Here is a 22,878-nt window from a genome sequence, read left to right as displayed (position 1 = left end):
ATTTTAAAAACGAAGTTTTTATTTTTTTGAGTCCTTTTCAAATTCCTCTGAAGTAAGTGATGGTTCAACTATTTTTTGGGTTTCTTTGCTGGCTGTGTCTGTTCCTGTTGCCGTTGCTGTTCCTGTTGTTGAGACATCATCTGCATCTGTCTTTTTTGGTTTTTTGACTTTTGGATTGAAGACTTGCCTGCCTTTGTATTTGCCTGTTGTTGGGCATACTCGGTGGCTGATGTGTTCATTGCCTTCTGAGTCCACAGAAACCAAAGGAGTTTTAAGCGCACTGTGAGAGCGCCTCATTTTTGTCTTTGATTTTGTAAGTCTCATTCTTGATGACATATGCAAATGAATTATACCATAACTATATCAGAAATACATTTTTAGGAAAGAGGTCCGATGGTGTATTGTGGTGCCGTTTTTTCTTATCGCTTCCAGGTGGGATTTTGTCCCGTAGCCCTTGTTTTTGTCAAAGCCGTAGTTGTCAAAATTTTTTGAGTGTTTGAGCATCAATTTGTCGCGAAATACCTTCGCCCAGATGGATGCGAGGGCTATTATTGGCTCTTTTTCGTCGCCACGGATTATGTTTATTACCTGATATTTTGCGGGTTTTTTGATTTTTATGCCTGCATCACAGAGTATTATTCCCTTTTTGGTGGGTGTGTTGGGGGTTGTGGTTGTTGTGGGGGTTGGTAGGAGGCTTGATATGGATTTGTTGGCGGCTTGGGATACGGATTTTACTATTCCTATTTTGTCTATTGTTGTTGCTTGGACTTGGGAGCATTTTGCGAGCATTGTGTTTTCTGCGATTTTGGCTGAGATGTATTCGCACCACTTTTCCCTGCCCTTTTGGGTGAGTTTTTTAGAATCTCTTAGGGTGTCCCATTCGGTTTGGTAATTGTGGTATGTGTCTGCGGTCATCAAAACGGCACCGACTGCTACTGGTCCTGCGACTGCGCCTCTGCCGACTTCATCGACGCCTATTATAAAGTCTTCGTTGCCTTTTTTAAGTGTGGTTCGCATAGATTGTAAAATTAGTTTATTATATTCTATATGACACTAATCCATAATCATAGTCATTTCAGTTTACTACGGGCGCTGCCAAAAATAAAGCAGTTGGTTGGGGCTGCGAAAAAAAATGGTTATTCGTGCCTTGCGCTTACGGATGATGCGAATTTGTATGGGGCGATTGAGTTTTATAAGGCGTGTAAGGATGAGGGTATCAAGCCGATAATAGGTGTGTGTTGCTATATGCCGCCTGTGAGTTTTGGAAACCAGATTGAGAAGTATCCGCGTATTATTTTGTTGGCTGAGAATGTGAAGGGTTATCACAATTTGATAGATCTTGTGACTGAGACGAACTTAAATAATTTAGATAAGTACCCTATCACTACGAGGGAGTTGTTAAAAAAATATAGGGATGATGTTATCGCGGTTATGCCGTATTTGAATAGTGAGATTACTGTGACGGAGAAAGGTAAGAGGGAGGATTTGATAAGGGAGTATAGGGCGATATTTCCCGGTAGGTTGTATCTTGGTGTTGAGCCGAAGGATACGAAGAATGTGGAGAGGCGGCAGGAGATGATAAATTTTTCTAAGAGTCTTGATATTCCGATGGTGGCGGAGAAGATGATTTATTATTTGGAGAGTGGTGATGGGTTGGTGAGAAAAAATGTTTTGTTGAATATACAGAACACGATGGATTTTTATGATGATGAACTTAATGAGACGGATTTATCAATGGTTAAGAAGGAGGTGTTTGAGGAGTTGTTTGATGATATTCCAGAGGCGTGTATATCAAATGATGAGATAAGGGATAATTGTAATCTTGAGATTGAACTTGGTAAATGGACTTTCCCTACTCCTGATGTTGAGGGTGATATTGTGGGGGCATTGAGAGAGAGGGTGAGCGAGGGGGCGAAGGAGTTGGGGATGAAGGTGGATGGGGTTGTGAAAAAGAGGATTGATTATGAGTTGGATGTGATAATAAGCAAGGGTTATACCCCTTATTTTCTGGTGGTTGCAGATATTTTTCATTTTGCGAAGGAGCAAGGGATAATAACAAACACGCGGGGGTCTGTTGCTGGTTCTTTGGTTTCTTATTTGCTTGGGATAACGAATGTGGATCCGCTTGAGTACAAACTTCCTTTTGAAAGGTTTTTAAATCCAGAGCGACCTTCTGCGCCTGATATTGATGTTGATTTTCAGGATGATAGGAGGGAGGAGATTTTGAATTATGTTAAGGAGAAGTATGGTAAAAAGAAGTTTGCGCGGATTGGAACTTTTGGAACGATGCTTGCGAGGGCTGTTGTGCGTGACACTGCGAGGGCTCTTGGTTATTCTTATACATCTGGGGATAGGATTGCGCGGCTTATTCCCCCTCAGAAACAGGGTTTCCCTATGTATATAAAAGATGCGTTGATGGAGTCAAAGGAGTTGAAGGAGTTGTATGATAGTGACGAGGAGGTGAAGAGAATTGTTGATGTTGCGAGAAGGATGGAGGGTAATGCAAGGCATATTTCAATTCATGCGGGTGGTGTTGTGATCGCGCCCACTCCCCTAACGGATTTTGTTCCGCTTCAGTTTGATACGAAAGAAGGAAATAAAGTTATAACTCAGTATGATATGTATTCTATTGAGGAGGCTGGGTTGTTGAAATTTGATTTTCTTGGTATTACGCAACTTTCTGCTATTGCTGAGGCGCTTCGTCTTGTAGAAAAAAATTGTGGTGAGAAGGTAAATCTTTCAAAAATTCCTCTTGATGATAAGGATACTTTTGAGATGTTTACAAAAGGAAATATTGTCGGTGTGTTTCAGTTTAGTGGTAGTGTGATAAAAAATTTGGTTAAAAGCTACCTTAGAAAACTGAAGCCAAAGAGCATACACGACATAAACGCAATGATCGCACTTTTGAGACCGGGTCCTATGAAGGTTATTCCTGAGTATATTGACAGGAAGCATGGGAGAAAAAAGGTGGAGTATATACATCCCAATTTGGAGAAATATATGAAGGAGTCCTATGGGCTTTGGGTTTATCAGGAGGATATTATGATGACTGCGATTGAGCTTGCTGGGTATTCGTGGCTTGAGGCGGATATGTTGAGAAAGGCGATAGGTAAAAAGATTCCTGCGCTGATGAGGGAGCAGAAAAAGAAACTTATTGAGGGTATTATGAAGCACTCTAAGTTGTCAGAGAAGAAGGCGGAATATGTTTGGTCAATGACTGAGCCGTTTCAGGGTTATGGTTTTGGTAAAGCGCATGCTGCGTCTTACGGTCAGATATCTTACCAGACTGCTTATTTAAAAACACACTACACGGCGGACTACATGGCGGCTTGTATGACGAGTGACTCTGGAAATATAGACAAGATAACGGAGTATATCGCGGAGTGTCGCAAGTTGTCGGTTCCTATAATAAGACCAGACATTAATTTGAGTGGTCTTAAATTTGACACTGAAAAGACGGAGGATGGTGGTGGTGGTCGCGGGATAAGGTTTGGACTTCTTTCAATAAAAAATCTTGGGGATAATGCGGCGGAGGCTATTGTGAGTATGAGAAAGAGTGGTGGTAAGTATATTACAATCACGGACTTTATGAGTAGGATGCCGCGGGAGGTGATAAACAAGAAAAATTTGGAGGCGTTGATTTATTCTGGTTGTCTTGATGATTTTGGTGATAGGGGTGATTTGATTGCGAATATGGAGAGTTTGTTGGAGTTTAAAAAAGAAATTAGTAATATCTCTCCGAACCAAAACACGCTGTTTGAGATTGATAACAAGGAAGAGATAAAACTTGTTAATAAGGCGGATTTGAATGATGAGGAGAAACTTTTCCGTGAGAGAGAGATACTTGGTGTTTATTTGTCTGGTCATCCCCTTTTTAAGCATAGGGAGTCTCCTAAGAGTAAAGATTTGCCAAAGATATCGGACCTTGTGGAAGGAAAAAATACTCTTATATTGGGGACGATTGGGATGGTTAATTACAGGAGAACAAGGGATGGCAGGAGGATGGCGGTTCTTTTGCTTGAGGATGAGGAGTCTTTTATTGAATGTGCGTGTTTTCCAGATTCTTATGAAAAATTTGAGGAGTTTATATCGCCACATCGGAGTATTTGGGTTCGCGGAAGGATGAGGAGGAACAGGGATTTGGTATCTTTTGTGGCGGAAGAGATTCTTGATCCGCAGTAGTGTTGGGGTGTGCAGAGGCAGGTGTGAAATGATACAATGGAATAATAATGAGTAAAGATATTGAAAGAATAAAAAGAAATCTTATATCAATCCTTGAGAAAACGCTGAGGTCGTTATATGAGGATGCAGATTTTGTTGGTGGTGGAACTGATGAGGATGGTTTTTATTATGATATTGAGTTGAAGAAAGGTGAATCTATTTCTGAAAAAGATCTTGCTGGCATAAATAAAAAAATGAAGGATGGTATTGATTGTGTTGGTATGGGTTGGTCGTTTACATCAGATTGTTTTGATCTTGTCCGTGTCGCAGCGGCTCATAGAAACCCGACTGATGACAAGCCGACATTAACAAGGATATATGGGTATGCGCAAGAGACAATGGAAGAACTTAATAAGTTTAAGGCAATGATGGAGGAGGGCAAAAAAAGAGACCACAGGAAAATTGGCACTAAGTTGGACTTGTTCGCTTTTTCAGATTTGATAGGACCAGGTCTTCCCCTCTTTACACCTAAAGGAACAGCGATAAGGGACGCTTTGATAAAAGAGTTGAACAAGATAACGGATAAATTTGGTTATAAAAGGGTGTGTATCCCCCACCTTGCAAAAGCGAAGTTGTATGAGAAATCAGGTCATACTGATAAATTTGCAGAAGATCTTTTTTTCATAAAAGATAAGAAGCATGGCGATATGGTGATCAAGCCAATGAATTGCCCTCATCACTGCCAGATTTATAATTCTTCACCCAAAAGTTATAGGGATCTTCCTGTAAGGTATTCTGAGATAACTTCTGTATATAGGAACGAACAGCCAGGTGAGTTGTTGGGTCTTTCAAGGGTTTTGAGCATAACACAAGATGACGGACACATTTTCTGCACTAAAGATCAGATAAAAGAGGAGGCGGAGAGGTGTGTTCTTATGATTAAAGAATTTTATGAGCGACTTGGTATGTTCAGCATAGAGAGTTGTAATATGACTGTTTCTGTCCGCGATATGAATCACAAAGAGAAATATCTTGGGGATGATAGGATTTGGGATGAGTCGGAAGATATTTTGATGGGCGTGGCGCAAAAAGCGGGTCTCGGTGAGCCTAAAAAAATAGAAGGTGAAGCGGCGTTTTACGGACCAAAGATAGATTTTATTTTCAAAGATGTTCTTGGAAGAAACCAACAACTCTCAACGATACAGCTTGATTTCAACATACCAAAGCGATTGGATGTTTTCTATACAGACAATGAGGGAAAGAAACAACATCCTATATTAATTCATCGTGCAATAACTGGTTCGCTGGAAAGGTTTATCGCAATTCTTATTGAAAATTTTGAAGGCAACTTCCCTTTTTGGCTCTCACCTGTTCAGGTCGTGGTTATCTCTGTGTCTGAAAAACAGGTGGCAAGAGTAAATGAGGTGGCAGATGAGTTAAAGAGTGCGGGGATAAGAGCAGAAACCGACAACAGCGACAATAAACTTGGAAAGAAGATATACAAAGCTAAAGATGAGAATGTCCCCTATTACATAATAATTGGAGATAAGGAGATGGAGAGTGGCGATTTAACTATTGAATCTCGCGAGGGAGAGAAGCAGACACTCGGTCTTAAAGAGTGTGTGGAGAAATTAAAGGAGGTATACTACTCCAAAAGATAAAATCAAGATAGCCAGCAAAATATAACCGATTAATAAAGAGTGGCCAATAATTTTCTCTTTCTTGGTTTTGCTTTTGGCTATTTTATCTTTACACATATCAATAGGTGCCAAAAGACAACATACAAAAATCATCACGACCACAATAAAGAGTATTGCTAATGAAGTCATCACAAGGACGAAAGAAAGTGTATCAGGAAAATAACCCCTGTCGTTGAGGAAAATCGTGATAGGTGGAACAATAATCGCGAAAATAACCAAAATTATTTCTATGGTGTGGTCTTTTTGGTTTTTATCCATAATCTCTCCACTACTCCTGTTCCTGCTCCTGCTCAAAATAGCCTAATCTGTGGTCTATGTCGTCTATGAGTAATGCTTGATTTAAGTGTCCCAAAAACAATACTATAACTGCAATCACTAATATTATTTTTACTATATCCATATAAAAATTATAACTTATATGTCTAATGTAGCATATTTTGCGTTTGACTGGATGAAAAGCCGTCTTGGTCCTACTTCGGTTCCCATAAGGGTTTCAAATACAACATTTGCTTCATCGTCATTTGCTATTTTTACTTTTAGCAAGACGCGATTTTCAGGGTTCATCGTTGTTTCCCACAACTCTGAGTAATCCATCTCTCCAAGACCCTTGTATCTCTGCACGGACACATTTCCTTTCTTTTCTAATTTTGCTATAACTTTATCTCGCTCTTCATCAGAGAAGGCATATACTTTTGTTTTTCCCTGCTGTATCTTAAACAAAGGAGGTTGTGCGATATATACATTTCCATTTTCTATCAATTCTTTAAAGTGTCTGTAAAAAAGGGTGAGGAGTAGGGCTCTTATGTGTGCGCCATCAACATCTGCATCTGTCGCGATTATTATTTTTCCATATCTAAGTTTTGAGGAATCAAATGAACTCTCAATGGCGGTTCCAAGAGATATAACAAGCGATTTTATTTCGTCTGATGCTAACATGCGATCCAAACGGGTTTTTTCTACATTCAAAATTTTTCCTTTTAGGGGTAAGATGGCTTGGGTTCTTCTGTCCCTTCCCAACTTTGCGCTTCCACCTGCCGACTGCCCCTCCACTATAAACAACTCTGCTTCGTCTGGGTTTCTTGTATGACAATCAGAAAGTTTTCCAGGGAGTGTGAAACCTTCTAATGCCCCTTTTCTGAGGACGCTGTCTTTTGCGGACTTCGCTGCCCTTCTCGCATCATATGCTAAGAGAAGTTTTTTCGTGATGGATTTTGCCTCAGTTGGATATTCTTCAAGAAATTCAGAGAGGGACTTGGCAAACAGGGTTTCAACCACTTTTCTGACCTCTGTGCTACCCAATTTTGCCTTTGTTTGCCCTTCAAATTGAACCTCTGGGAGTTTTACCGAGATGACTGCTGTCAAGCCCTCATATACATCCTCACTCGTAAAACTGCCCTCTGCCGACTTGAATATCTTGTTTTCTTTGGCGTAAGAGTTCATAACGCGGGTCAAAGCGGACTTGAAACCGGTGAGATGTGTTCCGCCCTCTGGGGTGTGGATGTTGTTTGCGAAGGTGAGGATTTTTGACTGTATGTCATCCACATATTGAAAGGCGATTTCAACCTCTTGATCTCCCTGTTTCGCGGAAGTGTGAAATATGTTCTCATGCACGATTCTATGCTGCTTGTTGTAAAAGCGAACCATAGACTTGATGCCACCTTCAAAGAAATATGTTTCGGTTGGAACTTCAAACTTAAACTCCTCCCAAAACAAATCTTCAGTACTTGTTTTTTTCAGTAGAGAACCTGACTCTCTTAAATCAATGAGTGTTACTCTCAAGTTGCTCACCAGATATGCTTGCTGTCTTAAATATGTGGTTATGGTGTCTTTGTTAAATTCTTTTGTTTCAATTATTTCAAAATCGGGTTTGAAGGTTATCACCGTGCCGTTTAATTTTGTTGTTCCAATTTTTTTTACTTTTGCAATTCTCTCACCTCTTTTATATTTTTGCTGATATATTCCCCCATCACGATAAACAATCGCTTCTGTTTCTATTGAAAGTGCGTTCACGACAGACACACCGACGCCGTGCAATCCTCCCGACACTGTGTAACTCTTTCCGCCAAACTTTCCTCCTGCATGTAGGGTTGTCATTATTGTTTCAAGTGCAGAAACTTTTGTGTCAGAGTGTATGTCAACTGGTATTCCCCTTCCGTTGTCAGAAACTCTTACGGTGCTGTCTGGTAAAAGAACAACTTCAATGCGATCTGCAAAACCTCCCATCGCTTCATCGCGACCGTTATCAACAACTTCAGTAACAAGCTGATGCAAGCCTGCATCTCCCGTTGTTCCTATATACATTCCCGGTCGTCTTCTTACTGCCTCAAGACCCTTGAGAACTGTTATATCTTTTGCACCATAATCCTGGTCCTGTTTCTTTTTATTTTCTGCCATATTTACATATATTATACCACGCCAGTATTAAAAATAAAAATGTTTTTGGTGATATATAAAAATGAAAAGACCCTCTTTCAAAGTGGATCTATTCTAGTATAGTAACCTTCAATGAAAGAGAGTCTAGCTTAAAAGCGTACCAAAGCCTGTCGCTGTTTCGATTTAATCTATTTTAAATGAACAGCTTGTCGGAGGAAACACCCATATTTGTTTCTTCCTTGAAAAAAATGGCTGATTACTTTGGGCACTAACCAAAATCAAACCTTGTTGCTTTGGTTAAGAACAATTTGCTCACTTGAATTAATTATGTGAGCCTAATTTAAATATAGCATTTTGGTGGATGGTGTCAATGGGATTCTGATTATTATTGTGTATAAAACTTGGCGACTTTTTGGCTATATTTGACAAAGTTTTATGCTTACTCATATATTATAGTTATGAAACTTGTTATCGTAGAATCACCTGCAAAGGCAAAAACCATACAAAAATATCTTGGCGATCCGTATCAGGTGGAGGCAAGCGTAGGACACATACGCGACTTACCAAAAAGTGAGAAGGGTGCTATTGATATTGATGCTGGGTATGTCCCCCACTACACAATTCCCGAAGAGAAAAAAGAAGTTATAGAAAGACTAAGCAAGTTAAATAAAAAAGCAACTGAAGTATTTTTTGCGACTGACCCCGACAGAGAGGGAGAGGCAATCGCGTGGCATATAAAAGAAGTTATAAAACCAAAAAAATCAAAAAGGATTGTGTTTCACGAGATAACAAAAGAAGCGATTGATGATGCGATACAAAACCCGCGAGACATAGATATAAATTTAAGAAAGGCGCAGGAGGCGAGACGAGTGCTTGATAGGTTGTTTGGTTATGGGCTTAGCAAACTGGTATGGAAAAAAGTAAGATACGGGCTCTCTGCTGGGCGCGTTCAGTCCCCTGCTTTAAGGATAATAATGGAAAAAGAAAAGGAAATCAGAGCATTCAAACCAGTTGAGTACTGGACGATAGAGGCGGACCTGAAAACAAAGAAAGGAAAGAAGTTTAAAACCGTATGTAAAAAAGAGCCAAAAGAAAAAAAGGAGATGGAGAAAATTTTAGAGATGGCGAAAACTGGCAGTTGGTCTGTCAGGGATGTAGAAATGAAAGAAGCAAAGAGAAACCCTCGCCCACCGTTTATGACCTCTACACTACAACAGGCAGCGAACACGAGGTTGTCATTTTCTTCGGCAAAAACCATGCGTGCCGCACAAAAACTTTATGAAGGGGGTCATATAACATACATGAGGACGGACAGCATCAACTTGTCTAAACTTGCCCACGAGCAAATCAAAAAAGCGATAACAAAACAATTTGGAGCAGATAAATATTCACAGACAGTATACAAAACAAAAAGCAAGGTGGCGCAGGAAGCACATGAGGCCATCCGACCAACCAACCCATCAAAAATATCTGTAGGAAAAACTGAAGATGAAAAATTGCTGTATAAACTTATCCTTGCAAGAACGCTTGCGTCACAGATGATACCCTTTACTGTTATGAGAACAAGAGTGATGTGTGGAACTGAGGACAAGGCGATGCCCCACTTTGTTATTAACGGAAGTAAAACGATAGAGGACGGATGGACGCTCGCGGACAAAGAAGGAAGAGGTGATGATGTAGAAATTGTTGGCTTTGAAAAAGGACAGGATTTGATCTTTGATAGTATTAAGAGTGAGAGGAAAGAAACAAGCCCTCCCCCAAGGTATTCAGAGGCAGGGCTGGTGAAAGAACTCAATGCACGGGATATAGGAAGACCATCCACCTATGTCGCGATAATAAGGACGCTGCTTCAGAGGGGTTATGTGGAGAAGGAGAACAAAGCGCTTGTTCCGACAGTTACAGGAGAGTTGGTTAATGATTTCGTTAATTCTCATTTTGGAGAATACACAAGCGACTCATTTACCGCGCACATGGAAGACGCGCTTGATAAGATAGCTCTTGGAAGGCAAGAATATATCAAATTATTAAACGAATTTTACAAACCATTTATGAAATCATTAGAAAACAAAGAAAATATTGACAAAGTGACAGTCCTTGGCGATGCGCCTGACGAGTTCAAGTGTCCAGAGTGTGGCGAAAATATGGTAAAAAGGCTCGGCAGAAATGGCGTGTTTTTGAGTTGCTCAAGGTTTCCGGACTGCAAGGGTCTTCTTTCTGAAGACGGAAAAGCGCCGAAAAAACCAGAGCCAACCGGAGAGGAATGTCCGAAGTGTAAAAAAGGTGGTTTGATAAAAAGAGAAGGAAGATATGGCGAGTTTATAGGTTGCGAGAATTACCCAAAGTGTAAATTTATAAAGCCAGACGAAGACGCGCTTGAGAAAGCGAAAACGGGTGTGGCTTGTGTGGAATGCGGTGATGGGGATATAATAGAGAGGAAAGGAAGATTTGGTCCATTTTTCGGTTGCTCAAATTACCCTGACTGCTCTTTTACTATGAGGGCAAAACCAACCGGAAAAAAATGCAAGCTGTGTAAAAAACTTATGATGGAAGGGACGAAGACAATTCCCGAAAGATGTAGCGACAAGCAATGTGAGAATCATAACCCACACAAAATTAAATAAAAATGGAACAAAACATATCAACAACTAAAAATGACGGAATTGAGGAATTAAAAAAAGATATTCATTATCTGAAAGACGAGGAAATAGATTTTATTCACAAAGCATACGAATTCTCTAAAAAGTTTCACAAAGGGCAAAAAAGAAAATCTGGAGAAGAATATATAACACATCCGATAGCGGCATCAAGAATACTTGCGTCACTAAACATGGACTGCATCACAATCGCCGCTTGCCTTCTGCACGACACGCTTGAAGACACAGAAGCAACAGAAGAAGACATCAAAGAAAATTTTGGTAAAGATATATTGTTCCTTGTGAAAGGCGTCTCAAATCTTGGGGGCGTGAAATATCGCGGATTGAAAAGACACATATCAAGTCTGCAGAAACTTTTTGTCGCAACCTCAATGGACATCCGCGTGATAATAATCAAGCTGTGTGACCGATTGCACAATATGAGAACCCTTCAACATCTCCCAGAAGAAAAAAGAAAGCGCATAGCGGAGGAGACAAAATATGTGTATATCCCAGTGGCAGACAGGCTCGGAATACAGGTTATAAAATCAGAACTTGAAGATCTGGCATTTTTACACCTCAAACCAAACGAACATAAAAATATACAGGACATAATAAGGAAAAGAACATCCACGCTAAACACGATATCTTCATTGGAATCAAGTGACGGGATTTACTCAAGCGAAGTGCTAAACATAGAAGAAAAAGGGGTGAAATATCTGCAAGACATATTAAAGACATTAAAAAAACAACTTGTTAAAAAAGGGGTTGAGGCAACAGATTTCAGAACTGAGTGGCGCATAAAAAGTAATTACAGCCTTTACAAAAAATTGCAGAAGAAAGGTGGCGATATACACAACATAAAAGACATACTCGCGCTTAGGGTGATAGTCAAGACAATAGAAGATTGTTACAAAGTGCTGGGTATAGTTCACTCCATATGGACTCCCATCCCCAACTCAATAAAAGACTACATCGCCACCCCAAAACCAAATGGTTATAAAAGCCTTCACACCGTGATATTAACACACGGAAAATTGTTTGAGTTTCAGATAAGAACTGAGGAGATGGATTTAATATCTAAATTCGGAATAGCATCTCATTTCTCATACAAAGAAAAAGCACTGGGGACCATAGGTCAAAACATATCTTTTGATTTCATAAGGACACTTCTTTCAAAAAAGAAAGTTCCCATAAAAGTGAACAGTAATATATCTACTCCGATATGGCTAAAAAAAATGTCCTCCATATTTGATGAAGAGGATGAAAAAGTTGAGAAAAAGGAAGATCCATTTCTTGATTTTCTTAATGAAAGAATCTTTATATACACGCCTAAAAATGAAGTTATTGACATGCCACATTACTCAACACCGCTTGATTTTGCTTATGCACTACACACAGACATAGGAAACCACGCGATAGGTGCAATAGTAAATGGAAAAATGTCATCACTAAAAACACAATTAGGAAACGGTGACATTGTGAGGATAATAACAAAAAAGACACCCACTGTTAATGAAAAATGGCTGTATATGGTGAAAACAAACGCAGCAAAAAGGATAATAAGAGCATCCCTCAGAAAATTAAATTTATCAAAGTTGAATTAATTAAATTAAATTAAATTAAATAGAGAAATTTTTTATTGAATACAAATCCTCATCATCAGACCCCTTCTTCTCTTCCCTGTTTTCATTTTCACTTTTATTTTCATTTTCATTTTCATTGTTATTTTCATTGCCGCCCTCTGAACCCTCTGGCTCTTCATTTTCTTGTGTTGTAAGGGTTTCTGTCGAGAGTTTGTGCGCTATCTCATCCAAATCATCCCGTGAGAAAAAGTCAATCATTATCTTTCCGTCACTGCCATCTGCCGTCTCAATGTGAACCCTTGTCCCAAGCATATCTGTAAGCCTTCTCTCATAGTTTTGTATATCAAGTGACACACCCCTTCTTGCCATGTTTTGTGTTGGACTTAAAATTCTTCGCGCCAACTTCTCCGCCACTCGCACCGTCAACTTCTTTTTCATTATTTCTTGGAAAAGATGTTGCTGTTCAATTCCCCTTCCCTGCAACATAAGCAAAGGCCGTGCATGACCTTCATTTATATCATTTGCCATCATTGCGTTTAGCATATCCTCTGGCAACAAAAGCAATCTCAAGCTGTTTGAAATGTATTCCCTGCTCTTACCCACTCTCTCCGCAATCGCGTTGTGCGTTAAGCCAAACTCCTCCGCAAGTTGTCTAAATGCCTTCGCCCTATCAACCGGTGAAAGATCCTCTCTCTGTAAATTTTCTACTATCGCCAATTCAAGTTTTAATTTCTCAGTATGAGAACCCATCCTTATTATCGCAGGGATGTTGTTAAGACCAGCCAATTTTGACGCCCTCAACCTTCTCTCACCTGCGATCAACTCATAAGAAACATCAAAGCCACCGTCCTCTCTTGGCACTTCTTTTTTAGTCACAACTATAGGTTGCAAAACACCATACTGCCTTATGGACTCTGAAAGAATGTTGATTTTCTCGTCATTAAATTCAGTTCTCGGTTGATAAGGATTAGGAACTATCTTATCAACCTCAATCCAATATATCGCGTTTTTTTCTTCTGGAACCATCATATATTCCATTGTATCATTAAAGTTTTTGTTTATGGAGGAATTGTGGGGGTGATCCGAAGAATTAATTGGTGGCAGACGCTTGCGTCTTATCAAGCACAATTTTATAGCACTATGAGAGGAAAAGTAGTATTATATAGATAATTGCCGAAGTGGCGGAACTGGCAGACGCGTACGACTCAAAATCGTATTCCCGCAAGGGAGTGAGGGTTCGACCCCCTCCTTCGGCACAATTTAATTTTTAATTAAATTGTGGCGGAGGAGCAAAGCAAACGGCTTTGCTTTGCGTTGGGGGGAGAAAGGCGGAGCGATGTACGAGTGAAACGAGTACGATGTGAGCCCGGGCAGGAAGTTCTTGGCGAGTAATAGCGAGCCTAGAAACTTTACGCCGACCCCCTCCTTCGGCACTCGCTCACTTTGTTCGCTTCTATTTATTAACGCTCGTGGCTTTGCCACTCGCTGACGCAACTCGCACAAATAAACACCCGCCACGCTTTACCGTGGCGGGTGTTTTGTCCTTACAAACTTTTATTGGACATTTACGATAAATTCTTCTGTCTTTTCTGATTTTACTCCGTTTTGTTTTGCTTGTGCTGTGAAGGAGTACACGCCTGGTTCTTGTGCGTCTTTCCAAAGTGTCAGTGTGTAGTGTGAGCTTCTTGTAGGATCATCACAGACAATCGGATTTTTGGTTTTCTTTGCATCTCCTGATGCAACAACCTCACCGTTGTTGTATATGGTTATCTTGTCGCCCTCTGAAGCACATCCTGATATTTTTGCAATGTGTTTTGACTGAACGACAACACCACTTCCTCTGTAACTCACACAACCCTCAAAACTCCTTCCGATACAAACATTGTTTATTGTAGGAGTGTCGGTTGCGGCTTTAGGAAGGCTCAAGGACTCCTGAACATCTGCTGATGCTCTCGCTACTGGAACCTTGCCACCAAACAATCCCCTCTCATACTGCTGTGCCGACCTTCTTTGAGCTGGTGATACATAAGAAGCCTCTGCGACAGAAAACGATTCGCTCTGCTGAACTGCTGAATCATCATCAAGGTCTTCATCTCGTACTACGGCTCTTAACACTGACCCATCGCCAACTGCGACAGTCTGAATAGGTTCAGAATCTGGAACGGTCGCAAGAGAACCTGCGGAGCCCCTATCACCAAAATAAGGTACAATAAGAACTGATCTCACATCCCCTTTTGTTATCTCATTGTCTGATATGTCAATTATAGAGAGTGTATTATCGTTATAGTTTGTAACATAGGCATAGTCACCTCTTATTGCGATACCGGTAGGTCCGTTGTATATATCATCAAACCCAGGGAATGATCGTGGACTTATCGTCACATCTTCTCTTGATATATCATTGTCTGATATGTCAATAATGAAGAGTGTGTTGATGTCAAGATCTGTAACATAAGCATAGTCACCCCTTATTGCGATACCGGCAGGTCCGCGAAAGCCAGTAATTTCTTGTGGAACTGTCGTCACATCTCCTTTTTCTATATCATTGTCTGATATGTCAATAATGGTGAGTGCGCCATTGTCATAGTTTGTAATATAAGCATAATCACCGTCTATTGCAATAGCAAATGGGTCATCAAATATACCATCAAACCCAGGGAATGATTGTAGACTTGTCAAATCCCCCTTTGCTATATGAGAGTCTGACACATCAACAATGGCAAGCGTGCTACCACCATGATTTACAACATAAGCATAGTTGCCTTTTATTGCGATACCAGTAGCTTGATAGAAAACACCATCAAACCCATCGGCATTACTTATTATACTCACATCTCCTTTTTCTATATTATTGTCTGATATGTCAATAATGGTGAGTGCGCCATCGTTTTCATTATAATTCGTAATATAAGCATAATCACCTTCTATTGCGATACCAACAGGTCCATCAAATATACCATCAAACCCAGGGAATGATCGTGGACTTATCGTCACATCCCCTCCTGATATATCATTGTCTGATATGTCAATTATAGAGAGTGTATTATCGTTATAGTTTGTAACATAGGCATAGTCACCTCTTATTGCGATACCGTAAGACCGAAAGGCTGTAAGTTGTGAAGGTTCTGGTTCATCATCATCAATAACGGTCAAGACAGGGCCTACTCCACTTCTGAAAGGAATAGCCTTTATTTTTCCGTTCGTCCCTATTTTCTCATAAGTTACACCTCCACTGCTACCGCTTTGATCAATACGGTATGTACCTGCCGCATCATCATAGCCGTTGTCAACATCACAAATGAGAGAAACGACCTCGTCATTGCCCGCTTGAATCCTCAAACCGTGATTTAAGAAACTAAACTGAACTGTGTCAGTAACTCCTACAAATTCTTGTATATTTCTGCTTATTCCATCTCCTTCATGCACAAGATAACATCCAAAAAAGGCATAGAGGTCTCCACCTGAACTTATTCTCTTGAACTGGATATCAATGTCTTTTACTAAGATATCATTAATAGAGTTTGATGCGTCAAAAAGAATTCTCGCTACCTCAACATCACTAGTATCATCAGTACCAAGAATTATATCTCTATCTGCAAGTGCTGCAAAACTGACTTGAAGATTGCGGTCACTAGAAGTAGTTATCACCGTCTGAGAACGAGGAGAGGAGCCAAAATTATCAGGGACTACGCCTGCGCCATTAAACCAATCTTCTTCTGTCGTTGCGACATAAGATAATCCCCTTGAATGTGGAGACCAGACAATGTTATTGTCTCCTACAGAACTTGCTGTGCGTGCTGTATCTGATGGTTCACCATCGTCTCCCAACAAGTAGGTTGTTACACTGCTATCTTCTTCTAAGCCACTTATGCCCTCCAGTCGGAGAACAAAGTAGACAGCACCATCAATTACCAATGGTTCGTCAAATGTAATTTGGGTATTTGAAGTTGCAGGAACTCCTATCGCATTAAGAAGACCATCATCATTTATTGTGTTTACAGGTTCTGATGTTCCTTTTGACTCATAAGCATACAGCTTCGCTTCGCCAAGCCTAAGATTTCCACCCCCTCTTCCAGAGATGTTGAATGATAATTTGTTAAGTGATGTCGGACCATATGATGTCGGACCATATACTGCATACGCCCTTAATCCATAAACATCATCTCTTCCGCCATCAAGTGTGCTGCCCACACTTATTTGCTCGAATCTTGGGTATGATGCGTGTGTGTAGACACTTCCCACCAAATCACCCTCAACCACTCCATAAATATTATCTGCTCCAAGGGCTCCATAAGCATCCGACACTTCAAAACCCTTAACACCATTGTTGGGTTCATCGCTAATTCTAACTTCAACCAAACCCCCTGGAGTTCCAGTGGAACTCCTATCAATTCCTTCCAGTTTTGCCCAAACTGCTAATGTTTTTCTTTCACCAGCAGAAACTTCAAAGCCTCTTAAATCAAGTTCTACTGTTTGTGATGTTACTAACCCAAACGCAACTGGTAATTCATCAAAAGGGTTATCATAAAGGCTAATGCTTCTGATTGATGCATCTGCATTTGTTGAAGGTGAGGTAATCTCAAGGTGAATTGAATCAATTTCAAGATCTTGATTATCTGCCTCAAGTTCAATTTCACCTAAATAAGAAGATTTGTCTATCGATACAATCTCACCAAGAATAGGTTTCAAGTAAACATCTAATAATCCTCTTTCTACATCTGGGGTTGAGGTTAGGTAGTTTCCTTGAACGCCGTCTATAGTTATAGATGCTTCACCACGAACAAATTCATTTTCATCAATAGAACACACTTCTGTCCTATATCCACCTGTGCTTACTGAATATGGTCTATTAAGATTACATTTTTGGATTATTGACACGGGTAATTCATTTCCCTGTATGTTTTGCTCAAAAAAGTTTGCATCCAATCTTTTGTGTATCTTGAGATATGCTTGTGCTACATTTTTATTCTTAACATAAGCAATAAATGCCTCATGTCCTATAGGAACTTCTGTTCTACAATAAGTCGGATATTCTCTACCATTCTCTCTTCTACAGGTTATATCAAGGACTTCTGTTCCTATAAATCCATCTTTATACACATCACTTGGATGAATAGAAACACCAACAAGGCCTTCTCTGGGGTTTCCAAAGACACGATCCAAATATATGGATAAACTATCTTTTGTGTGCTTTTCTATACTGTTTATGTTGATAACATGAACCCCAGTATCATCAAATCCAGTGCTAAGAATTTTTTCACTTGGATGTAATCCAGAAGTGCTATAAGAGAGTAAGGGTATTGGGTAATAACCATTCTCTAATGCAAAATTTCTATACCATTCCTTATATAATGGCTCGTAAGACCTACCACCTTGAGCATAAAAATCGCTCAAAAAACTGGTGTCATAAGTGTATGCATAAAGCATTTCAAAGCTATCTGATGGAAGTTCCACAGAACATCGTCTGCTATTACCACAATGTATAGAATTTATAGACCCAGTTGCAACTGTGCTACCTTTTTCATTAACTACCACATAAACAACCCCTTCATTTTCTTCAAAAGATGCTCTTGGAAGATTTACCGTGAGGGTGTGTGTTTGTGATGTGGGTGTGGCAACTGGCTGACCAATTCTAAATGTGTATTGTGTATTTGAACCTAAGCCTTGATAATTGTATTTGTAACGAGATCTTTCACCTGGTAGTCGCTGGTAGTGACTGACTGTCAAAATGTTGTCTGTGTTTTCTCTTGCTACATAAGTGCGATGTGGGAATACATAAGCTGTGTATCCACTTGGGCAGTCTGTTCTGCTTGTGTCTCTATATCTTGTTCCTGGTGATATTGTGTAGTTGCTTCCATTACTATTTACTGTGATGTTGTATCCTAATTGTTCGTTCTCCGATGAAGAGATGAAGTTGCTACATAAACTCACCTCTATTCCCACTGTTCTTGCATATTTCACGGAATCAAGAAGTCCGTCATTGTGAACTCCAGATTTTTCAGAAAATCTGATGCCTGTTGTGTGTGATGTATCTGTTATGTCTGCTGGTTCTCTGTTCCCTTGTGGGGTTTGAGTTGCTGTCTGTGTCTGTGTCTGAGTTTGTCTTTGTTCTGTTACTGGCGCATTATCTGTGTTTCCTGGCTGTTGTGCTGGTTGCTGTGCTGATTGCAGTGATGATGTCTGACCAATATTCACCGTGATGGTGTTTGATTTCTGATTGCTACCTGGTTCTGCTACTTGTATTCTGTTTTGTCCTTGTAATGGTGTTGGGAAAAACTGTCTTGTGCCAGGACCAACCACAACGATTACATAATATCCCTTTCCTGCACCTTCAACACTGCCTGCCGAAGGACAAGCATATTCATTTTTTGTTGGGTTTTTGTTGGGATGATAGTTTACTTCAATTCCTGTAGTGACCTTTACATCATTTATGTATACATCAAGGTTGCCCGATGTTCCAGTAGGACGACATCCTAAGATATATGCAATCCTATTGTTAGTAGTTGATTGTCCGTCTGTGAGTCTTGAACAATTGTTCCTAGCCCAAGCATAGGAACCTCTGTTGCCTTCATGACAAGTAGAAGAATCGCTACCGAAGGCGACTGATGTGATGGTTGGTGTGTTTGATTGTTGCTGCTGTGCTGGTTGTTGCGCTGGCTGTTGTGCTGGTTGCTGTGCTGGTTGCTGTGCTGGTTGTTGCGCTGGCTGTTGTGCTGGTTGCTGTGCTGGTTGTTGTGCTGGTTGCTCTTGTTGTTGTGTTGGGGGTGTTTGTTCTGTCTCTTGGGCAATGGTAAATCTATAGTCAGGTGTCAGCCTTCTTTGAGGAAATCCCGAACCGCTTGCAAGGGAAAATTGGGCTACATACATTCTATTAGGTCCTTCTGTTGCACTTGGAATTCTTTGGTTGAAAGAATAAGCGGTATAGCCACTTGGACAGTCTGTTCTGCTTGTGTCTCTATGATTTTGTGAAACATAATATCTACCTCCGTGTGGATCAAGTCCTATAAAATAGCCCAATCTTTTTTCTGGATCTTCAGAAAATCTGCTACATAGACTGACCCTTATGCCAGTGTTCTTTAAGTATTCTGGTGTCACAACACCATCATTTGGAGTCCCCGATTCTTCAAAAAATTGAATACCGTTTGTATTGGACAAATCAAGGACAAATTCTCTAGCACTTTGAGCATGTGCATAAGAAAAGCCTATGTGTATAGTGAAAATGGCTGCAAGTATAGTAAATGCTATTTTTGCTTTCATTCCGTGAAAATTGTTTGTTTCTTCCGTGTTTTTTAAGTAAGACATAATAATTTGTTTGTTTTAAGAGCTTTGTTAATTAATTAGTTAGTTGAGTAATTTGCATACAAAATGTATACACCCCTTAATTTTTAGGATTCTTTGTAATTTTTTGTTAATTAATGACAAGATAAAAGCTTTCGCTTGTTAGTTGTGTAATAATTAGTGCTTTTATCAATCCAATTAATTAGTGCTCTTGGATTTTATTTTTCAAGACTGCGTTTAATACAAAACACCTTCTTCGGTTAGTACCTATGTTGTATATTATCTCAAATGGCTTGCCCCCCCCCCCCTATCCTTGCATATTTTGTGTGGAAAACTTTTTAGGGGGTTTGTGTGGGTTTTTGGTGTGGTTGGCTCTATATTAATGCCTTAATTATTGGTTGGGCAACTCTAGGGCAATGTTCTATTTATAATAGTGATTGTCACTGCGTTTGATTTTTGACTGCTACCTGGTTCTGCTACTTGTATCTTGTATGTTCCTGGGGTTTTTTCTGTATTCCAGTCACTCGGATATGTTATGTGGTATCCATTACCTCTACCCGTGACGCTACCCACACCATCACAAGCTTTTTCAGTTGTTGCTGTTGGGTTTATGTTTGTTATATCAGTCCTATCTCCCTCTGTTCTAACCTTTACATCATTTATGTATATATCAAGATTGCCTGTTGTAGTTTCCGATCCATTTGGACGACATCCGAAGATATATACAATTCTATTGTAATTAATCCGTCGTCCATTTATTGACGACAATTTATTTGCTTGCTGTCCATCTGTGTATCTCGGACAATCAGAAGACCAAGGTGCCACCGATCCCGTCTCGCCAGGACACACGCCAATCGCTGTGATGGTTGGCGTGGTGTCTGGCGGCGTTGTGTTTGTGGATACATTAATGATAGAAATTGTGTTGGTTGTGTTTGTCACATAGGCGTAACCTCCTTTTATGGCGATACCTTGGGGATTACTAAACCCGGTGATTGATATTGGATTGCCCACTACCGTAGGACTTGTTGCGTTTGATAAATTAAGTATAGAGAGTGTGTTTCCACTACGATTTACAACATAAGCATAGTCACCTGCTATCGCAATACCTTGAGGGCGCTCAAATCCAGTGATTGATATTGGGTTGCCAACTACTGTAGGACTTATTGCATTTGATAAATTAAGTATGGAGAGTGTGTTGTTTATGTTTGTCACATAAGCATAGTTTCCTTTTATGGCGATTCCATAAGGACTATTAAACCCTGTGATTGATGGGCTACTCACCGCTGTAGGACTTGTTGCGTTTGATATGTTGATTATAGAAAGAGTGTTGCCACTACGATTTACAACATAAGCATAGTTTCCTTTTATGGCGATACCTTGGGGATTACTAAACCCGGTGATTGATATTGGATTGCCCACTACCGTAGGACTTGTTGCGTTTGATAAATTAAGTATGGAGAGTGTGTTGCCCTTACGATTTACAACATAAGCATAGTTTCCTTTTATGGCAATTCCATAAGGACGGTTAAGCCCTGTTATTGATGGGCTACTCACCACTGTAGGACTTGTTGCGTTTGATATATTGATTATAGAAAGAGTGTTATTCCGATTAAACACATAGGCGTGGTTACCACTTATCGCAATGCCTTGGGGACGATCAAGCCCAGTGATTGGTGTTGTTGTTGCGTTAAACCCCTTAGGGATATGACCTATGTATCTATGTGAGGTATTTCCTGCAGTGTCCTCAGCACGAACACAAAGATGTGTTGCAGATTTTTGTTTTATTACTCTTATTGTTCCTGTCCTGTTTTTTACGGTGCCACCTAATGTGAATGTGTTGGTGTATGACGATTCCGTGGTTGGACAAGTGCTGCGTGTGTGTAGAAACCATGATGCAGTTGTTCTAACACCAACATTGTCTGTGACTGTAATGGGAACAGGTAGTAGATTACCTTCAATTGTTGGAACTGTTCCTGTGATTGTTGGTGTTGTTTTGTCTATGGTGATTGTCACTGCGTTTGATTTTTGACTGCTACCTGGTTCTGCTACCTCTATTTTGTATTCTCCAGGTGAATATATCTTCTCCAAAGTAGTTATGTGATAATCTACTGCAGAACCACTGACACTGGTTGCCGTAGGACAAGCATATTCATTTGCTCTTGAGTTTTTGTTTGACACATTTCTAAGACCACCAGTACGAACCTTTGTCCCATTAACATATACATCTAGACCACCTGTTGCTCTGCTTGGACGACAACCTAAGATAAACACTATCTCACTATTAGAAGTTGATCCTCCATCTGTAATTCTTGGACAATCATCGCTCCAAGGAGTGTAATAAAAGAAATTACCAGTGACACAGGAGAATCTAGTTTCACTAACAGCAATCGCCGTGATGGTTGGTGCGGGTGTTTGTTCTGTCTCTTGGGCAATAGTAAGACTATATTCAGGTGTCAACATTCTTTGAGGAAATCTCGAACCGCTTGCAAGGGAAAATTGGGCTACATACATTTTATTAGGTCCTTCTGTTACATTTGAAATTCTTTGGGTGAAAGAATACGCAGTATAGCCACTTGGACAGTCTGTTCTGCTTGTGTCTCTATGATTTTGTGAAACATAATATCTACCTCCGTGTGGATCAAGTCCTATAAAATAGCCCAATCTTTTTTCTGGATCTTCAGAAAATCTGCTACATAGACTGACCCTTATGCCAGTGTTCTTTAAGTATTCTGGTGTCACAACACCATCATTTGGAGTCCCCGATTCTTCAAAAAATTGAATACCGTTTGTATTGGACAAATCAAGGACAAATTCTCTAGCACTTTGAGCATCTGCATAAGAAAAGCCTATGTGTATAGTGAAAATGGTTGCAAGTATGGCGAGTGTTAGCAATGCTTTCATTCCTTGAAACTTGTTTGTTTCTTCTTTTTGGTTTTTTGTGAGGGACATAATATATTTTTTGATTTTAAACAATTTATATATTATTTACATTACAGCACCTTGTTATATAAATCAAGCGGGGGTGGGGTGAGTGGGATTTTTCATCTGCAAGGCAGATGAAACTGTTTTCTAAGCTCATTTCATTCGCTAAGAAAAAGCACCGAACCTATAGCCCTAACGGGCTCGCTCGTTTCACTCGCTTCTATT

At 40.0% G+C, this 22,878-nt stretch carries 12 protein-coding genes and 1 tRNA gene; 5 read left to right on the top strand and 8 right to left on the bottom strand.

Going from position 1 to position 22,878, the window contains the following annotated elements:
- Positions 1–18: 18 nt before the first annotated feature.
- Both rpmF and OXU73_00905 read right to left on the bottom strand, forming a co-directional pair.
- Positions 19–336, bottom strand: coding sequence for a 50S ribosomal protein L32 (gene rpmF, locus OXU73_00910; GenBank protein ID MDD9867877.1), 318 nt, complete (start codon positions 334–336; stop codon positions 19–21).
- Positions 337–363: 27 nt separating this feature from the next.
- Positions 364–1,017 carry a ribonuclease HII gene (locus OXU73_00905; GenBank protein MDD9867876.1) on the bottom strand — a complete coding sequence of 218 codons (654 nt, stop codon included), beginning with the start codon at positions 1,015–1,017 and terminating at the stop codon, positions 364–366.
- 30 nt (positions 1,018–1,047) lie between these two features.
- On the opposite strand from OXU73_00905, the gene dnaE reads away from it, so the two are divergent.
- Together dnaE and thrS are read left to right on the top strand one after the other, a co-directional pair.
- On the top strand, positions 1,048–4,182 hold the full coding sequence (dnaE, locus tag OXU73_00900) for a DNA polymerase III subunit alpha (GenBank protein ID MDD9867875.1): 3,135 nt from the start codon (positions 1,048–1,050) through the stop codon (positions 4,180–4,182).
- 47 nt (positions 4,183–4,229) lie between these two features.
- Positions 4,230–5,822 (top strand): threonine--tRNA ligase, encoded by a 1,593-nt coding sequence (thrS, locus tag OXU73_00895; GenBank protein ID MDD9867874.1) that lies wholly within the window; start codon positions 4,230–4,232, stop codon positions 5,820–5,822.
- Here thrS and OXU73_00890 read toward each other — a convergent pair.
- From OXU73_00890 to OXU73_00880, 3 genes are read right to left on the bottom strand one after another with little or no spacing between them, the layout of a single operon-like run.
- Positions 5,793–6,119, bottom strand: a complete 327-nt coding sequence (locus OXU73_00890; protein MDD9867873.1) for a hypothetical protein — start codon at positions 6,117–6,119, stop codon at positions 5,793–5,795. The genes thrS and OXU73_00890 overlap by 30 nt on opposite strands.
- 10 nt (positions 6,120–6,129) lie before the next feature.
- Positions 6,130–6,261 carry a hypothetical protein gene (locus tag OXU73_00885; protein MDD9867872.1) on the bottom strand — a complete coding sequence of 44 codons (132 nt, stop codon included), beginning with the start codon at positions 6,259–6,261 and terminating at the stop codon, positions 6,130–6,132.
- 14 nt (positions 6,262–6,275) lie between these two features.
- Complete coding sequence (locus OXU73_00880) at positions 6,276–8,255, bottom strand: DNA topoisomerase subunit B (GenBank protein ID MDD9867871.1); 1,980 nt, start codon at positions 8,253–8,255, stop codon at positions 6,276–6,278.
- Positions 8,256–8,692: 437 nt separating this feature from the next.
- On the opposite strand from OXU73_00880, the gene topA reads away from it, so the two are divergent.
- Positions 8,693–10,855, top strand: a complete 2,163-nt coding sequence (gene topA, locus OXU73_00875; protein ID MDD9867870.1) for a type I DNA topoisomerase — start codon at positions 8,693–8,695, stop codon at positions 10,853–10,855.
- Positions 10,856–10,857: 2 nt separating this feature from the next.
- Complete coding sequence (locus OXU73_00870) at positions 10,858–12,474, top strand: HD domain-containing protein (GenBank protein MDD9867869.1); 1,617 nt, start codon at positions 10,858–10,860, stop codon at positions 12,472–12,474.
- A gap of 15 nt (positions 12,475–12,489) precedes the next feature.
- Here the strand turns inward: OXU73_00870 and OXU73_00865 are convergent, their stop codons facing one another.
- Positions 12,490–13,482: a ParB/RepB/Spo0J family partition protein gene (locus tag OXU73_00865; protein MDD9867868.1), complete on the bottom strand. Its 993-nt coding sequence runs from the start codon at positions 13,480–13,482 to the stop codon at positions 12,490–12,492.
- A 143-nt stretch (positions 13,483–13,625) separates the two neighbouring features.
- Between OXU73_00865 and OXU73_00860 the strand changes: the two genes are divergently transcribed.
- Positions 13,626–13,709: transfer RNA gene (locus OXU73_00860), tRNA-Leu, on the top strand.
- A 298-nt stretch (positions 13,710–14,007) separates the two neighbouring features.
- Here OXU73_00860 and OXU73_00855 read toward each other — a convergent pair.
- Together OXU73_00855 and OXU73_00850 are read right to left on the bottom strand one after the other, a co-directional pair.
- Positions 14,008–19,755, bottom strand: a complete 5,748-nt coding sequence (locus OXU73_00855) for a hypothetical protein (GenBank protein ID MDD9867867.1) — start codon at positions 19,753–19,755, stop codon at positions 14,008–14,010.
- 384 nt (positions 19,756–20,139) lie between these two features.
- Complete coding sequence (locus OXU73_00850) at positions 20,140–22,680, bottom strand: hypothetical protein (GenBank protein ID MDD9867866.1); 2,541 nt, start codon at positions 22,678–22,680, stop codon at positions 20,140–20,142.
- Positions 22,681–22,878: the final 198 nt, after the last annotated feature.

The sequence above is a fragment of the Candidatus Campbellbacteria bacterium genome (assembly GCA_028817035.1).
Lineage (GTDB): Bacteria > Patescibacteriota > Minisyncoccia > Phycocordibacterales > JABAAK01 > JAPPQH01.
The sequence above is the reverse complement of the archived record's forward strand: the minus strand, read 5'-3'. Positions and strand labels throughout refer to the sequence as shown.